13 protein-coding genes and 3 tRNA genes are annotated in these 16,257 nt (G+C 41.0%); 10 read left to right on the top strand and 6 right to left on the bottom strand.

Features of this window, described 5'->3' with window-relative positions:
* Positions 1–587: 587 nt before the first annotated feature.
* Both gltA and NI461_RS04855 read left to right on the top strand, forming a co-directional pair.
* The gene (gene gltA, locus NI461_RS04860; protein ID WP_151202972.1) at positions 588–1,862 is read left to right on the top strand and encodes a citrate synthase; all 1,275 of its coding nucleotides are present in this window, start codon (positions 588–590) and stop codon (positions 1,860–1,862) included.
* An 857-nt stretch (positions 1,863–2,719) separates the two neighbouring features.
* Complete coding sequence (locus tag NI461_RS04855) at positions 2,720–3,142, top strand: hypothetical protein (protein WP_253151115.1); 423 nt, start codon at positions 2,720–2,722, stop codon at positions 3,140–3,142.
* Positions 3,143–3,200: 58 nt separating this feature from the next.
* On the opposite strand, the gene NI461_RS04850 is transcribed toward NI461_RS04855, so the two are convergent.
* Together NI461_RS04850 and folD are read right to left on the bottom strand one after the other, a co-directional pair.
* Positions 3,201–3,869: a methyltransferase gene (locus NI461_RS04850; RefSeq protein WP_253151113.1), complete on the bottom strand. Its 669-nt coding sequence runs from the start codon at positions 3,867–3,869 to the stop codon at positions 3,201–3,203.
* Between the two features lie 153 nt (positions 3,870–4,022).
* Entirely contained in the window at positions 4,023–4,871 is an 849-nt protein-coding gene (gene folD, locus NI461_RS04845) for a bifunctional methylenetetrahydrofolate dehydrogenase/methenyltetrahydrofolate cyclohydrolase FolD (RefSeq protein ID WP_253151111.1), read from the bottom strand.
* A 153-nt stretch (positions 4,872–5,024) separates the two neighbouring features.
* Between folD and NI461_RS04840 the strand changes: the two genes are divergently transcribed.
* Together NI461_RS04840 and NI461_RS04835 are read left to right on the top strand one after the other, a co-directional pair.
* A tRNA-Cys gene (locus NI461_RS04840) sits at positions 5,025–5,098 on the top strand.
* Positions 5,099–5,108: 10 nt separating this feature from the next.
* Positions 5,109–5,194, top strand: a tRNA-Leu gene (locus NI461_RS04835).
* Positions 5,195–5,295: 101 nt separating this feature from the next.
* On the opposite strand, the gene NI461_RS04830 is transcribed toward NI461_RS04835, so the two are convergent.
* From NI461_RS04830 to NI461_RS04820, 3 genes are all read right to left on the bottom strand, one after another.
* Positions 5,296–6,207, bottom strand: a complete 912-nt coding sequence (locus tag NI461_RS04830; RefSeq protein ID WP_253151109.1) for a YafY family protein — start codon at positions 6,205–6,207, stop codon at positions 5,296–5,298.
* A gap of 139 nt (positions 6,208–6,346) precedes the next feature.
* On the bottom strand, positions 6,347–6,529 hold the full coding sequence (locus NI461_RS04825; RefSeq protein ID WP_253151108.1) for a hypothetical protein: 183 nt from the start codon (positions 6,527–6,529) through the stop codon (positions 6,347–6,349).
* Positions 6,530–6,827: 298 nt separating this feature from the next.
* Positions 6,828–7,820 (bottom strand): NAD(P)H-quinone oxidoreductase, encoded by a 993-nt coding sequence (locus NI461_RS04820; protein WP_253151106.1) that lies wholly within the window; start codon positions 7,818–7,820, stop codon positions 6,828–6,830.
* Positions 7,821–7,952: 132 nt separating this feature from the next.
* Here NI461_RS04820 and NI461_RS04815 point away from each other — a divergent pair, with 132 nt between their 5' ends.
* The 3 genes from NI461_RS04815 (at position 7,953) to NI461_RS04805 (ending at position 13,091) form a co-directional block, all read left to right on the top strand.
* Positions 7,953–8,294, top strand: coding sequence for a co-chaperone YbbN (locus tag NI461_RS04815; RefSeq protein ID WP_253151104.1), 342 nt, complete (start codon positions 7,953–7,955; stop codon positions 8,292–8,294).
* A 261-nt stretch (positions 8,295–8,555) separates the two neighbouring features.
* A complete protein-coding gene (locus tag NI461_RS04810; RefSeq protein WP_253151102.1) occupies positions 8,556–10,955 on the top strand; it encodes a glycerophosphodiester phosphodiesterase family protein in 2,400 nt (799 codons plus the stop codon).
* Positions 10,956–11,732: 777 nt separating this feature from the next.
* Positions 11,733–13,091 (top strand): NAD(P)-binding domain-containing protein, encoded by a 1,359-nt coding sequence (locus NI461_RS04805; RefSeq protein ID WP_151202990.1) that lies wholly within the window; start codon positions 11,733–11,735, stop codon positions 13,089–13,091.
* Between the two features lie 378 nt (positions 13,092–13,469).
* Here NI461_RS04805 and NI461_RS04800 read toward each other — a convergent pair.
* Positions 13,470–13,545, bottom strand: a tRNA-Arg gene (locus tag NI461_RS04800).
* Between the two features lie 179 nt (positions 13,546–13,724).
* On the opposite strand from NI461_RS04800, the gene NI461_RS04795 reads away from it, so the two are divergent.
* From NI461_RS04795 to queF, 3 genes are read left to right on the top strand one after another with little or no spacing between them, the layout of a single operon-like run.
* Complete coding sequence (locus NI461_RS04795; RefSeq protein ID WP_253151100.1) at positions 13,725–14,660, top strand: ABC transporter ATP-binding protein; 936 nt, start codon at positions 13,725–13,727, stop codon at positions 14,658–14,660.
* Entirely contained in the window at positions 14,657–15,430 is a 774-nt protein-coding gene (locus NI461_RS04790) for an ABC transporter permease (RefSeq protein ID WP_151206436.1), read from the top strand. Before NI461_RS04795 ends, NI461_RS04790 begins: the two co-directional genes overlap by 4 nt.
* Positions 15,430–16,245, top strand: a complete 816-nt coding sequence (gene queF / locus NI461_RS04785) for an NADPH-dependent 7-cyano-7-deazaguanine reductase QueF (protein WP_151206437.1) — start codon at positions 15,430–15,432, stop codon at positions 16,243–16,245. Before NI461_RS04790 ends, queF begins: the two co-directional genes overlap by 1 nt.
* Positions 16,246–16,257: the final 12 nt, after the last annotated feature.

The raw sequence follows: 16,257 nt of genomic DNA, 5'->3' as shown, positions 1-16,257 counted from the left end.
AAACTCCTCATTAAAAGAAAGACCTAGCCAACTTGGTTTATTGATAGTTTTTTCAACCCTTTTAAGCATTTTAGATTCAAAAAATCACTTACTCAATCTCTATAAATAAGGTTTCCAACCTCTGCCAAATAAATATCAGCTACTTTTTAACCAATTAAACTGAGAATCAGGTCTCAATCTGGAACTTTTATTTATAATCTCTTGATCCTTTAAATAATTTTGAAAAATTATCTAAGTTATGAGATTTAGATAGGTTTCAGGAGAAGCTGGCAAATTCAAGTAATTTTAATTGCTCTTTTTAAGTTTTAAAAAAATGCTGATAAATAACTGCTACAGGTGATTTTTTTCTGCACCTTCTCTTGAATTTGACTTATTATAGCGCCTTGGTACTGTGATTCTATTGGACTTTTTATCTCTTGGTGAATTAACTAAACCGCTGTGCAAGCGTCATTTTTTCATCCATAAGTATAATTGACAAAATTTCAGTAGCCACTAATCTTATAGCAAATTTTTGACCCGTCCGTTTTGTACATTAAAAGATTGATAGCAAATCGGATATACATTCACCAGGACAGGAGATCTATTGAATGTCTGAAGCAACTGGCAAGAAAGCCGTTTTACAGCTTGATGGCAAAGAAATTGAATTACCAATTTACAGCGGCACATTGGGCCCAGATGTAATCGACGTTAAAGATGTGTTGGCTGCAGGTCACTTTACTTTTGATCCTGGTTTCATGGCGACTGCTTCTTGCGAATCTAAGATTACATTTATTGATGGTAACAAAGGTGTACTTTTACACCGTGGCTATCCAATCGACCAGTTAGCAACTAAAGCTGATTACCTTGAAACGTGCTACCTGCTTTTAAATGGTGAGCTTCCAACAGCTGAGCAAAAAGAAGAGTTTGACGCTAAAGTTCGTAACCATACTATGGTTCACGACCAAGTTAGCCGTTTCTTTAACGGTTTCCGTCGCGATGCTCACCCAATGGCGATCATGGTAGGTGTGGTGGGTGCGCTTTCTGCGTTCTATCACAACAATCTGGACATCGAAGATGTTAACCATCGTGAAATTACAGCGATCCGCTTAATTGCCAAAGTTCCTACTTTAGCAGCGTGGAGCTACAAATACACCGTTGGTCAACCATTCGTTTATCCACGTAATGACTTGAACTACGCTGAAAACTTCCTGTACATGATGTTTGCTACACCAGCAGACCGTGACTACAAGGTTAATCCGATTCTTGCAAAAGCAATGGACCGTATCTTCACGCTTCATGCTGACCATGAACAAAATGCTTCTACGTCTACTGTACGTTTAGCGGGTTCTACTGGCGCTAATCCGTATGCATGTATCGCTGCTGGTATCTCTGCACTTTGGGGTCCTGCTCACGGTGGTGCAAACGAAGCCGTTCTTAAGATGCTTGACGAAATCGGCACGGTAGAGAACGTTGCTAGCTTCATGGAAAAAGTGAAGACTAAAGAAGTTAAACTCATGGGCTTCGGTCACCGTGTGTACAAAAACTTCGACCCTCGTGCCAAAGTTATGAAAGAAACTTGTGACGAAGTTCTTGGTGCGCTTGGTATCAACGATCCACAGCTAGCTCTTGCGATGGAACTTGAACGTATCGCACTTTCTGACGAATACTTCATCAAGCGTAACTTATACCCTAACGTAGACTTCTACTCAGGTATCATCCTTAAAGCGATCGGTATCCCGACTGAAATGTTTACTGTAATCTTCGCGCTTGCACGTACTGTAGGCTGGATCAGCCACTGGTTAGAAATGCACAGCGGACCTTACAAAATCGGTCGTCCTCGTCAGCTTTACACTGGCGAAGTTCAACGCGACATTAACCGTTAATTCGGACAGCGTTAAACGACAAGAAACCACCCTTTCGGGTGGTTTTTTTATGCTTGATAAATACCAATATGACTTTTGTTGCGTGTGGTGACTTGTTTTAAAAATTTATGAGGCTGAACACGCTGCTTTGTATACGGGTAATATGTAGAGTCGACCCAAGCGCCATGATTTTTAGTCGGCCAGCTCAAACCAAAATGTAATACTTGTAAAAGCAATTGATGTTGATTAACCCAGTCAATCATACATAGATAGGATGGAAAAGCTTTAATTGGTGCACAATAGAAGTGCCCGATCCTGTATGAAAAAACTTAAAGTTATGGAGTTGTGATTTTTTATAGCACACTGCAATAAATGCAATTTCAGACCGACATAGGCCACTTGATCACCGGCTTTCATTCAAGCTTTTTATTTTAGATATTGTCAATAAAGCATTTCACCTTAAAAACACCATTAATGCTGCAGAGTTGTTGTGTAAACCTGAACACAAGATAGTCGGTTTTAAGTTTGCGTCGTAACTTATCTATGAGTCCAGCCATCTTTTTTGACTTCATTTCTTACCCATGCTTCATGGTTATCATAATGCAATCAACTTAAGCTACTGTTTGAGTTCCCCCCATGGGAACATCCTGTTGCTGTATAGATTTATTTTCTTTATCAGGCAGGATAATCATAATCTCACCCTGTTGAAGGCAGTACCTACTCCATTGCAAACTATATTAAACTAAAAATATCTAATTTCTGGATGCAGTTTATAAACAGCTTCTTATTAGATATCCAAACAATTGATGATAATTACTCAAGGCAACAGTTTGAGTAATCTATGGCATACTTAGCCCAAGACTTCAGGAAATATAAACATGAGAAGAACAACAGCAATTTTAGCTTTGGCTGCAAGTGCTTTAATAATGAGCGCCTGTCAGACCACACCGCATGAGTTCAATGGACAAAATGGTTATAAGGTTCTGGAGCGTTCGGACAATACAGCAACTTTGAGCTATATCCTTTCGGGACGACCTAGTCAGGATGAAAATAGATTACAAGCGGCTTGCAAACAAGTTTTAGGCGCCAGTAAAAATTATAATATTCAAGTTTTAAGCACCAATGAAGTTGTTAATCCAGCAAACAAACAAGTTGACTTTGGCCGTCAAATTGGCAGCAGCCGTGCCCAAATCAGTTTAAGTAATACTCCTGGCTTATATAACAGTGAAGATTATGGCACCCGCCAGGCCCTTGAAGCTCATCCGACCACCGTGAGAGTGATACGCTTTAGCTGCTCCTAAAAAAATCTTTACATAAAAAGGGCTACAGGCCCTTTTTATTGAATAACTGACCAGTTATTTATCTGGTTCGATAAAAACTGACATTACGAAATTCTGGTGACTCATCCAGATCCGGCCAGGTCGTTGCACTTCGTTCATCAAGTTTTACATATTGTGGATGGCTGAAGTTTTTCACCCGACTGTCTGCCACCCAGACTTCTGGAGCAAATTTTAAAAACTCATCTAGAAAAAAGCGGTTGCACTGATCATAGAGCACATCAGCAGCCAATAGAATATCCACCTGCTCAGCTTTATACAGATCATCCAGATATTCCAGCTCTACATTATTGAGCTCAGCATTGGCACGACAGGCATCTAAACTCACCTGATCAATATCACAACAGATTACCCGTTTTGCCCCTGCCATTTTCGCCGCGATTGCCACCACACCTGAACCTGCACCAAAATCCAGCACGACCTTGTCTTTAACATGATGCGGTTCGACTAAAAGCCATTGCGCCATTGCCAAGCCTGATGCCCAGCAAAAGATCCAATATGGTGTCTCATTCCAAATCCGACGAATCACTTCATCATCCAGTTTATCGGTTGGAAATACGGGTGGAATCAGCCATAAAGAAATGGGTGTACCGGGCAATTGTTGTGCTTGCAATTCACAGTGCGGAATGATGTCATGCAAAGCATGAAGAAGATGCTCAGGGGCTTTAGGCAGTTGAAAAGTACAGCTCATTGGTTTTTTATTCTTTATATGTGTCGAAGAACTCTTATATTTTAGGTACTACCCTCATCCCGGCCCTCTCCCACAGGGAGAAGGAGCATGCATTATTTTCACAATGAACTTCTCCCTCTCCTTTCAGGAGAGGGTCAGGGAGAGGTCTGTTTATTAACCTAGCGCCTTCTCAGCAGCTTCCACAGTTTGACGAATTAAAGTGGTAATCGTCATTGGACCTACACCACCTGGAACTGGTGTATAAGCAGATGCCACTTCTTCAATACCTACCAATTGAATGTCACCAACACCGCCACCCTCACGCGGATGGAAACCGGCATCTACCACCACAGCACCCGGTTTGATCCAGTCTTTTTGAATCAACTCCGCTTTACCGACTGCACCCACGACAATATCGGCTTGCTTCACAAAGTCAGTCAGGTTTTGAGTGCGTGAATGACAGATAGTGACGGTTGCATTGGCTTGAAGCAACATCATCGCCATTGGTTTACCCAGAATTGCAGAACGTCCCACGACCACCGCATGTTTGCCTGCGATCTCAATCTTGTTTTCTTGCAAAATTGTCATAATGCCAGCAGGTGTTGCTGAACCATAAGCGGCTTCACCCATTGCCATACGGCCAAAGCCCAGGCAAGTTACACCATCTACATCTTTGGCAAGTGAAATTGCATCAAAACAAGCACGCTCATCAATTTGCGCCGGTACTGGATGCTGTAACAAAATACCGTGAACATCTGGATTTGCATTGAGTTTTTCAATTTCAGCCAGTAACTCTTCAGTTGTAGTTTCTTTAGGCAGCTCAACTTTGAGTGAATCCATACCGACACGACGGCAAGCGTTGCCTTTCATACGTACATAAGTTGCAGATGCACCATCGTCACCCACCAAAATAGTTGCAAGAATTGGAGTACGACCTGTTTTTGCTTTCAGCGCTTCCACGCGAGTTAACAAGTCAGCTTCAATTTGCTTTGCCAATGCACGACCGTCTAGAACTAATGCCACGGCACTTCTCCCAAATGTTGATATGAATCAATTTCGCACATTCTACATGAATATTTTAAATATTCTCCGCTATATGCTGTTTTTCTGCGCATACAAATGAATGCACTATTGTTTTTTTTTCAGAGCTTGATAATATACGCATCAACAAGACGCGGCGGGGTGGCAGAGTGGTCATGCAGCGGACTGCAACTCCGTGGACGCCGGTTCGATTCCGACCTCCGCCTCCATCTTGTTAAAGCCCGAGTGGTGAAATCGGTAGACACAGGGGATTTAAAATCCCCCGCCCACAAAGCGTGCCAGTTCGAGTCTGGCCTCGGGCACCATTCTTAAGTCTTTTAAGATGGTGTACATAAAGAATCCAGCATTAAGCTGGTTTTTTTATGCCTGAAATTTCAAATAGGCTGTTATTTTAATTTATTCTCCGTCATTTGCACTGAGAAGATGTTAAATATCCTTGCAAACCAGCATCCAGCTCTTGCTGTAAATGAACAGGTTCAATAATTTTTAGATAGGGTATCCAGTAACGAACCAAAGGATGCAGTTGTTTTTGATGCCGAATCTGGCAAGAGATTAACAACTCTCCCGCTGCAGACTCTGTTAAAATAACTTGCTCGGGAAAAAGCTTACGTTGCTTAAAATACAGCGCAACATCTGGATGTACAGATAGGGTAACTTCCTGCTTATCGCACCCAAACCAAATACTGTCTTCATTATCCAATTGCTGTAAAATATCAGGTTCAAGTTCAAACTGAGCCAGTTGATGGCTGGTAATTATACGTTCAATCCGGCTTAAACGATAAACTCGCAACTTTTGCTTGCGTACCGCTGCTACATACCAATTACCGTGATGATGAATCAGCCGGTAAGGCTTTACCACCCTCACTTTACTTTTATAAATAAAAGCCACTTGTATACATTTTTGAATGTGGGCTGTTATTAACTTAAAGTGTTCAGCATATTGGCTTACATCTTCAAAATGATAACCTTTAGCTGAAAAAACCAGGCTGGCACGATTATCAAATAGTTCTTTTAAAAATGAAATGTCCAGAGAAGGATATAATTCACTGATTCCAGATAACTGAGCAAAGTTTTGAATATCCTGTAATTTAAAACGCCCTAAATAAGAGGGTTCAAGATAGTAACGCTTGCTTTGTGTATCCTGAATTAAGGGTAAATAGGAATTGAGCCGGTCAAAATCACGTTCAATTGTTCGTGTACTCACCTGAAACTCGTGCGCCAGCTCTTGTACATTTAGTTGGTGACCAAGATTTAATTTAGTTAAAATTCTAGCTAAACGCTCTGCAAGACGCTCATGTGTCGAAGGATTGCCCTTCATAAATACCCTCTTTGCAATCAGCAATATAGCGCATAAAATGCGTAAAATTATTAAATTATACAGCTAAATATAAACTTATTTTCAAATACTTGTTTCAACTTAAGGCTAATACCCACTCAATATGCTGACTTAACAGAAACTACAACACAGCTTTTTTACCTTTATGATTAAGACGCTCAACATAACGTTCTAAATGAAGCAATGCAGGATAAATTTTAGGCACATCCGAATATAATATCTGATTACGGATAATCGCTTTATGAAGACGCCTTAAAGCGCGAAAACTATGCACATGCGTGAATGGCACCGATACAATCTTCATTATATATCTCCTTTATTACAGGATGTTTCACATAAACTAGACAAATTTAGTCAAGTTAAATTTAAAGTTAATGTAACCCTCACTTCTGACAGGTTGTGTCGGACAGTTAACGTTTTTTTACTTTTTGGCAAATTTATTTATATTTTTTCAATTAATTTGAGTGATTTATCTTATTTTATTTCAAAAAAAAGCCGGATACATTCCGGCTTCCTATGTGAGGGTGTTGATAAATGATATATCTACCTCAATAACAGTCCTGTACAACAGATGAACTCCTCCCTTTAAAAAGGGAGAAAATTTAAATGATTTTCACCACAACTTTCCCGACATGCTCTCCCGTATCCATAGCTGCATGCGCATCCTGAATCTGGTCAAATTTAAAGGTTTTGTAGATCATCGGCAGACATTCGCCTTTTGCCCAGAGTGGCGCCACATAATCCCGTAAGCCTTTGGCAATTTCAGCTTTTTCTGCAGTATTACGGGCACGCATGGTTGAACCAGTAATGGTCAGGCGTTTCATCATAATTTGGCCCAGCTTCACTTCTTTGGCTTTGCCCCCCCCCAGAAATGCGATATAGACCAAACGGCCATCACGGCGCAGCAAGTTCAGATTTTTTTCTAGATACGGCGCACCCACCATATCCAGCACCACATCTACACCACCATTGTCGGTCACCTCATTAATGACTTGTTCAAAGTCCTGAGTTTTGTAGTTAATGGCTGTAGTGAGATGGGAAATTGCCTGAACTTTTTCATCCGAACCGACTGTGGCAAACGATTCCAAACCTAATGATTTGCACAGCATCAATGCCGTGGTACCTATACCGCTGGCACCCCCATGCACCAGTACCATCTCGCCTGCTTTGGCATGTGCCATTTGAAAGACATTGGCCCACACGGTGAAAAAGGTTTCTGGAATGGCTGCTGCCTGTGTAAAGCTTACACCTTCCGGGATGGTCAAGGTCTGGCTTTCTGGTACGACACAATACTCCGCATAACCACCACCATTGGTCAGGCCACAGACTTTATCACCAACTTTAAACTGGCTTACCTCACTACCGACTGCAATCACTTCACCCGCGACTTCAAGGCCCGGGACGGGTGTTACGCCTTTCGGCATTGGATACAAACCTTGACGCTGCAAGATATCTGGACGGTTAATACCAAAAGCATGAACTTTCACCAGAACTTCATCTGCTTTGGCTTCGGGGATCGCAACCGTTTCATAAGCCAATTTATCGATACCGCCCGGCTCGGTAATAATGACCTGCTGCATGGTGGTGGGTGTCATATGTTCTTCCTTTTTCAATGATTGACTATTCAAGCCTCTAAAACTATTTGAACATATAAATGCAGCAGATTGAACAGCAATGGACTTATGTATAATCATGTCCATATTTAGGCGCAGGATAATAGACCTACTATGGCAGACATTATTGAATACACTGAAAACAACTATACTGACTTTGAGTGGTATGACGGCCTTGCAATTATCCGGTTTTATGCAGACTGGTGTGCGCCCTGTGTGCAAAACGCTCCTGTCTTTGAACAATGGGCGAAGACTCAAATGCACGCCGAGCCAAACATCAAGTTTGGTAAGGTCAATATTGATCAATCGCCTATTCTGACTTTGCGCTATCAAGTATATGGCTTACCTTCGACTTTAATTTTTTATCAAGGCAACATTATCCAGCGTATTGCCGGGGTTAAGAGCATGACGCAAATGCAGAGCTATTTAGAGCAAGCCAAAATACTCATCTCCTGACCCTTCCAAACTATACATAACGGCTCTTTCAAGAGTGACGTGTCCAAAAGAGCCTGATCAATTCAAGTCGAATTATCTCGCCATTCAAAAATGTATAAAAATAAAATCTTTCATTTCATCATGTCGCTATGACCATCATATAAATTTCATAAATATTTAATATGTAATTAAATTTTTAGTTTATGACAAATCAACAGAAATGTAACCAAGCTGTTTTAAGGTGAGAAACGTTTTTGAAGCCTCTCTATAGAAAAGTACTTTATGAAAATTACACACTTAACAACAGCTATTTTATTAGCTTTAACTTTAAGCGCTTGTTCAAGTGACGATGAAAATACATCAACGCAACCGCCAGTCAACCCAGAAGAGCCTACCGTTCCAGATCCTGAGCCTGAAACACCAGAACAACCTGTGCCAGTTCCTGAAGTTTACCTGGATGAAAACTTTGACCAAATGACGGAGATTCCTGCAACCTGGTCAATGCCAAGATCAAATGCTGGAACAGTCTATTTAAGCGAAGGTAGCTTATTTTTAGATGGTCGTGCCAACGACACGCAAATGACCTTGGTGATGCTGCCACAAGAATATCAAAAGTTGCGTAATTATCGTATCGATATGGAGTTTGCCTATGTGGAACGTAATAATGGCGGACGCTGGGGAAGTATTATTTACCGTGCTGCAGATCACTATGCTGAACCTGCATTTTCACCCTATTACCAATTTGCGATTCGTGGCGATGCCACAGGTGCAAGCGGTCTAGAACTTGCTTTACGTCAACCGACCAATGCCTGGAATGTCCTACACAAATCCGCGTATAAAGAAAATATAGACCCGACCAAGACTTATAAAGCCACGGTGATTGTGCATGGTAAACGTGTACGCCACTATATCAATGATGAGCTGGTACTGGATACTTCGCTACCGTATAGTCTCGATCAAGGCGGCATTGGATTATCTACAGCAGGTCTGCTGATGCGAGTAGAGCGTCTAAAAATTACCGAGCAGCTTGATGCGCTACCTGAATCAAATAAAGTGACCGATATCATCGATCATCGCCTCCCTGTTTCAATGGCTCCTACGCTGGCTCAACCGGCTCCTCTCACCGGAAATGCCTCGGTCAATGCCACCCATATTGCATATCAGCTAGATGAGCAACTCAATTTATTGAATGCAAATAATCAAAAAGTTATGCATTTACGTGATTATTTGAATGATAGCAACCGCCGTACCTTACCTCTTTTAACCATCAAAAATGAAAATACCATCACGCAATTAAAAGCACTGTCTACAAACTATGATTTGACAGATTTCACTTTTGTGTCTGATCAAGCAGATTTATTACGTAAAGTTCGTCTTGCTCTTCCAAGCTCTCGTACTGCATTGGATTATTCACGTCACACTGGATTAACCCATAGCCGTAAAGATATTGTACAAATTGCACACAATACCAACTCTTCACTTTCTAAAATTGTGATTTTACCGTCGCATTTAGTGAAACAAGAGGTCGTAAGTCATTTACAGCGTTTACTGATTACCCCTTGGGCAAGCACAAACACGACCACTCCAGTTTCAGCCGCACAAATTTTAACGACTGGTGTGAATGGGATTTTGACCACTCAGCCCGATACTTTCCAGAATCTTATGAAGAGCATGGCACCTAATACCTTATTGCGTAAGCCGCTAATTACCGGGCATCGTGGTATCCCTGCACTGGATGACGAAAACACGCTAGAAAGTATGTTAAAAGCAATTGAGGTCGGTGCAGATGCCGTTGAATACGATGTCTATATCACCAAAGATGGTCATGTAGTCTTAATGCATGACGACACTACTACACGTACCACCGGTGTTGCGCGCAAGATTGAAGAAATGACTTTGGCAGAAGTTCGGGAATTACGCACTTTAGGCAAACAGCGTCAAATTCCAACAATGGATGAAGTACTTACAGAGGTGAAGAAATATCCACATGTGGTGAATTTTATTGAAATTAAGAGTCCAAAACCTGAAATTGTACCCGCCATTAAAGCACTACTAGATCAACATGATGCCTATGACCAATCTATCGTCATTAGCTTCAGTGGTGCCCAAATCCTCCATATGAAGAATGTGTTACCCGGCGTATCCACCGGTTTCTTAACCAATACTCCAACCGCCCAGAGCGACATTGTGAATACCCGTCGTATTCTGGATGCCACCCAACAGTACTCCTCGACATTTAACCCATCTTTCGGGGGATTAAGTAAAGAGCTCATGACGCTTGCCAGTCAACGTGGCGTGACCTTCTGGCCATGGACATTCCGGTTGAATAAAGAAGATTTCAATCGTATGTATGTTCAAGGCACTCATGGCCTAACCACTGACTATGCACATGATTCCTCTAATTTAATTGTCAAGCTAAAGACCCCTGCAGAAGTTACTGCCACAGTGGGCAAACCTGTAGAGATCTCTGGTCAAACCACGACTCAAGTGGGAGAAAAAACCACCTATATATTTAAAGAAATGCTGGTTTTACCTCAATCCGCTAAATACACTCAATCAGGCCAAGCCGTGACATTTAGTGAAAAAGGTACCGCCTATGTAATGCCTCGCTACAATTACACCATGGCACCGAATTATAGCTATACACTATATGCAGCACCTGTAAAAGTGACTATTCAATAAATTCCGACATCTTGAGATGACCTTTTATTGAGAACATCACTCATCCACCTCTAAAAAACCCACTCTATTGCAGTGGGTTTTTAACTGAGCTCAATGGAATCATTTAAGTATTAAACCTCGGCTATAATTTCTCGTGTTTATAAACTATTTGATACCTTCTTATTTCAGCCAGTGTTTGCATATAATTTAAAATACTTGCTTCATGATAATCATCTGTTAATACTTCTTTATCCTGACAACAGGCTCTTAATATATTTAATCAGATTTTTTATATTTTTTGATTTATCTGCATAATTTAATATGATGATGGGACTAAATGAGCAGTAAATCTGGCAGAAAAATCGGGGTTTATTTCTGCATTAGTGTCAAATATTAATACCTTCCTATTCTAGTAATAAAAAAAATATAATCCATTGAAAAACAATTAAAATATTTTAATTTAAAGCATGTATTTTAATACTCTCTCCAATATCTTACCTCATTTATTAATCATTTTAACTGCTAAGGCCTAATCACAATTCTAATGAGACCCTTAAAGTTCATAAGGAATTATGATAATATGCAGTTTCTTTGATGTGTGTTTCTTATAAATCCAACTTAAATTCAACTTTTCAATGTGATTTAGCACATATCTTCATCTTTTAATTCATGTCCTATTTTGAGTAGATTTTTTATTCATCTATACAGTTAGGATTGTATCTATTTTTATCTATGATCCTGAATGACCAAACTCAAAATTGGAGGTGAATGCATAAGTTAAAACTAATGGAGATAGCGATGAACCGAATTGCAATTATAGGTGCTGGTCCCAGTGGTATGGCCCAATTAAGAGCATTTCAATCAGCAAAGGCCAAAGGTCTAGAAATTCCAGAAATTGTATGTTTTGAAAAACAAAGTGATTGGGGTGGGCAATGGAATTATACCTGGCGTACAGGTATAGATGAGCATGGCGAACCTGTCCACAGCAGTATGTACCGTTATTTATGGTCGAATGGCCCTAAAGAAGCTTTAGAATTCGCCGATTATACTTTTGATGAACATTTCAAAAAGCCAATCGCGTCTTATCCCCCCCGTGAAGTTCTCTGGGATTACATTAAAGGGCGTGCAGAAAAAGCCAATATTAAAGATCAGGTGAGGTTTAATACCGCAGTACAACAGATTAGCTATGATGAACATAGCCAGCAATTTACAGTTTCTGTAGAAGACTATCAGAACCAATGTCATTACTCAGAGCAGTTTGATTATGTCATCGTTGCCTCTGGACATTTCTCTACCCCACATGTTCCTGTATATGAAGGATTCGACCGCTTCCATGGGCGAGTTTTACATGCTCACGATTTCCGTGATGCTCGTGAATTTAAAGGAAAATCTGTTTTACTTGTGGGCAGCAGTTATTCAGCTGAAGATATTGGTTCTCAATGTTATAAGTATGGTGCTAAACAGATTTACACGTGTTATCGCACCAAGCCTATGGGCTTTAAATGGCCTAGAAACTGGTCAGAAAAAAAGCAGCTTGTTCGCGTAGATGAAGATACAGCCTATTTCGGAGATAACAGCTCAGCAAAGGTTGATGCCATTATTTTATGTACTGGCTATCTGCACCATTTCCCCTTCATTGAAGACAAGTTGCGCTTAAGAACCCATAACTGCTTGTACCCTCTGGGCTTATATCAAGGGGTGGTATGGGAGAAAAATCCGCGCTTATTTTATCTAGGCATGCAGGATCAGTGGTATACCTTTAATATGTTTGATGCCCAAGCCTGGTATGTACGCGATATTATTTTAGGCAAGATCGCCTTACCTGAGGTTGCAGAAATGCAACAGCATACCCAAGCCCTGCATCAGAAAGAGAAGCAATTAATAACCGAGGAACAGTCTGCGAAGTTTCAAGGCGACTATATCAAACAGTTAATTGCACAAACCGATTATCCATCTTTTGATATTGATGCAGTACATAATATTTTCATGCAGTGGAAAAAGCATAAAAAAGAAAATATTATGGGCTTCAGAGATAAAGTATATCGCTCGGTGATGACAGGAAAAATGGCTCAACCGCACCATACCCCTTGGTTATATGCGCTTGATGACTCATTGGAAAGTTATTTAGAAGACCCTAAACAGCAAGAAGCCATGTAGGGCCAGAGCATATCAAAAGCCATCTGTATAAATACGCAGGTGGCTTTTATTGGCTGGTGTGTATTAAAGCTTTTATTCTAAAAATATTTAAAAAAATAAAAAAGGACTGTAGATTAAATTTCTCTCATAACTCAAAAGCCATCTTTTTTTTAAAAAACTTTTGTCCCAAACGTGACTAAAGGTAAACAAGACACTTCATAAGCTGGATTTTAATAGACCTTTTATTTACCCATTAAGCCTACTTCATAATTTTTAAAGTTTTTGATTGGGATTTGATACAGAAGATAGTATGCAGTTACCATAAAAATAGCGGTTTTTTCTTGAGACAATATAGAGCACGCCAAGATATAGATAAGGTATTGATTTTATAAATAATAGTGGTGCGCTCAGCGGGACTCGAACCCACGCCACAGGCTTCGGAGACCTGTACTCTATCCAGTTGAGCTATGAGCGCGCGACGCACATCATAACAAAAAAATCAGCAAGGTAAAGCACCTATCTCTAAGTTATTTAACTTTATGCCTATGCTTTATACAATATTCCAAAAACGCAACATAGAATCCCAAGTGGATGACTTGGCTTATTTTGCAAGATCACTCACAATATCTTAACTTTTCACCATTTGAGATATCCATGACTGATGCACTGACATTGAGGGATTTATCGAAAACCTATAGAAATGGTTTTCAGGCACTGAAAGGAATTAACTTAAATGTACCGGAAGGTGAGTTTTATGCGCTGTTGGGTCCCAATGGTGCAGGAAAGTCGACCACGATTGGCATCATCAGCTCATTAACAAGAAAAAGCTCTGGCACGGTTGAGATTTTTGGTTATGACCTCGACACTCAGCCCTCTAAAGCCAAACAGTGTCTAGGGGTAGTTCCACAGGAGTTTAACTTTGCCCAGTTTGAAAAAACCTTTGATATTCTGGTGACTCAAGCCGGATATTACGGTATCCCTAAAAAAATGGCGCAAGCCAGAGCAGAAGAATATTTAAACAAACTCGGCTTATGGGATAAACGTTCGACCCAGGCACGTATGCTTTCAGGGGGAATGAAACGCCGTTTAATGATTGCCCGTGCGATGATGCATGAACCCAAATTACTGATTCTGGATGAACCTACTGCGGGTGTCGATATCGAACTACGCCGTTCCATGTGGGATTTCCTGAATGAAATGAATGAAAATGGCACTTCTATTATTCTGACCACTCATTATCTGGAAGAAGCAGAAATGTTGTGTCGTCGTATAGCCATCATTGATCGCGGGGTCATTAAAGAAGATACCAGCATGAAAAACTTCCTCAACCAGCTCAATGAAGAATCTTTTATTTTCGATCTGGCCGCCCCAATTGAGCCCCTCAGTCTGGATATTATCGGCGTCCGTTTTAATCTGATTGACCCGTTGACTCTGGAAATTACCCTGGATAAGGCCCATACCATGAATGATCTGTTCCAGTTACTCGAATCACAAAACATCCAGGTTCGCAGTATGCGTAATAAATCCAATCGTCTGGAAGAGCTATTCGTAAAAATGGTTGAAAAAAATCTGGATGGAGCGGCAGAATGAACATGAATCAGCTAGGTATCGCCTTATATACCATTCTGTATAAAGAAATCCGCCGCTTTATGCGGATCTGGCCACAGACTTTGTTACCCCCAGCCATTACCATGAGCCTGTACTTTGTCATCTTCGGCAATCTGGTCGGTTCAAGAATTGGGGAAATGGGTGGCCACAGCTATATGGAGTTCATTGTGCCCGGCTTGATTATGATGGCCGTCATTACCAACAGTTATGCCAACGTCTCTTCCAGTTTTTTTAGCTCAAAATTCCAGAAAAGTATTGAAGAGCTAATCATGAGCCCCGTACCTCTGCACATCGTGTTATGGGGTCATGTGCTGGGCGGTGTCACCCGCGGTGTACTGGTCGCCATAATTGTCAGTGTAATGAGTCTGTTTTTTGCAGATTTATCTATTACCAACTGGTTCGTCACCATTTATACTGTACTGATTACCTCCCTGCTCTTTTCTCTGGGCGGTTTTATCAATGCAGTCTATGCCAAATCTTTTGATGATATCTCAATCATCCCGACATTTGTATTGACGCCGCTGACCTATTTAGGCGGGGTGTTTTATGCAATTTCAGCCCTCGGTCCATTTTGGCAAAATTTATCTTTGATTAATCCTGTGGTGTACATGGTCAATGCCTTCCGCTATGGCATTTTAGGTCATAGCGATGTCAATGTTGCCGTTTCACTGACAGTAATCAGCTTATGTTGTGCAGCACTGTATATGCTTGCCTATCATTTACTCTCCCGTGGTTCAGGAATGCGTGAATAATGAGTGTAGAACAATCTCTTCTTGGTAAAGACACCAACTACCCGACAGAATATCAACCCGATGTTCTGTTCCCTATTTCACGCGCACCTGCCCGTGAAAACTATGCCCATGTAGATGCCATTCAGCAAGGCAAAGACTGGTGGCATGTCTTTGAAATTTCCTGGTTAAATGCAGTCGGCATCCCGCAAGTAGCCATTGGCCGGATTGCCCTGCCGGCATCTTCACCCAACCTGATCGAATCCAAATCTTTAAAACTCTACTTTAATAGCCTGAACTTTACGACGTTCAACTCAAAAGATGCCTTTATCCAGACGGTAGAACAGGATTTATCCCGCGTGGCTGAAGCGGAAGTGACGCTAGAACTGTTTCAGGTAGATGAGCTTGAAGTTTCCAAGCCGGAAGGCATTTCTATTGATGATCTGGTGCCAGAACGTCTGGAAAATCATCCCAATGCCAACCTGCTGGCTTTGGATCTGGAAAATCCACAAGAAGGCGAAATCCAGCTTTACTCTCATTTGCTCAGAAGTAATTGCCCGGTGACTGGCCAGCCAGACTGGGGAACAGTTTTTATACGTTATCAGGGCAAAAAACCTTGTTATAAGAGTATATTGGCTTATATTATCTCTTATCGTCAGCACAATGGTTTTCATGAACAGTGTGTGGAACAGATGTTTGCCGACATCTGGCAACAGCTGAAACCAGAAAAGCTGATGGTTTACGCCACCTATACACGTCGTGGTGGATTGGACATCAATCCTTGTCGTGTATCGGATTCAACATGGATGCCTCGCCCTATACGTTTAGCGCGACAATAAAAAACATTGAGG

Source organism: Acinetobacter sp. S4400-12 (assembly GCF_024129495.1).
Classification (GTDB): Bacteria; Pseudomonadota; Gammaproteobacteria; order Pseudomonadales; family Moraxellaceae; genus Acinetobacter; species Acinetobacter lwoffii_C.
The sequence above is the reverse complement of the archived record's forward strand: the minus strand, read 5'-3'. Positions and strand labels throughout refer to the sequence as shown.

Coding starts and splice junctions, on each gene's coding strand:
- NI461_RS04855 (WP_253151115.1), top strand. CDS start 2,720: ATGAGAAGAACAACAGCAATTTTAGCTTTGGCTGCAAGTGCTTTAATA.
- NI461_RS04815 (WP_253151104.1), top strand. CDS start 7,953: ATGGCAGACATTATTGAATACACTGAAAACAACTATACTGACTTTGAG.
- gltA (WP_151202972.1), top strand. CDS start 588: ATGTCTGAAGCAACTGGCAAGAAAGCCGTTTTACAGCTTGATGGCAAA.
- NI461_RS04790 (WP_151206436.1), top strand. CDS start 14,657: ATGAACATGAATCAGCTAGGTATCGCCTTATATACCATTCTGTATAAA.
- NI461_RS04830 (WP_253151109.1), bottom strand. CDS start 6,207: ATGAAGGGCAATCCTTCGACACATGAGCGTCTTGCAGAGCGTTTAGCT.
- NI461_RS04795 (WP_253151100.1), top strand. CDS start 13,725: ATGACTGATGCACTGACATTGAGGGATTTATCGAAAACCTATAGAAAT.
- NI461_RS04805 (WP_151202990.1), top strand. CDS start 11,733: ATGAACCGAATTGCAATTATAGGTGCTGGTCCCAGTGGTATGGCCCAA.
- NI461_RS04820 (WP_253151106.1), bottom strand. CDS start 7,820: ATGACACCCACCACCATGCAGCAGGTCATTATTACCGAGCCGGGCGGT.
- NI461_RS04850 (WP_253151113.1), bottom strand. CDS start 3,869: ATGAGCTGTACTTTTCAACTGCCTAAAGCCCCTGAGCATCTTCTTCAT.
- queF (WP_151206437.1), top strand. CDS start 15,430: ATGAGTGTAGAACAATCTCTTCTTGGTAAAGACACCAACTACCCGACA.
- NI461_RS04825 (WP_253151108.1), bottom strand. CDS start 6,529: ATGAAGATTGTATCGGTGCCATTCACGCATGTGCATAGTTTTCGCGCT.
- NI461_RS04810 (WP_253151102.1), top strand. CDS start 8,556: ATGAAAATTACACACTTAACAACAGCTATTTTATTAGCTTTAACTTTA.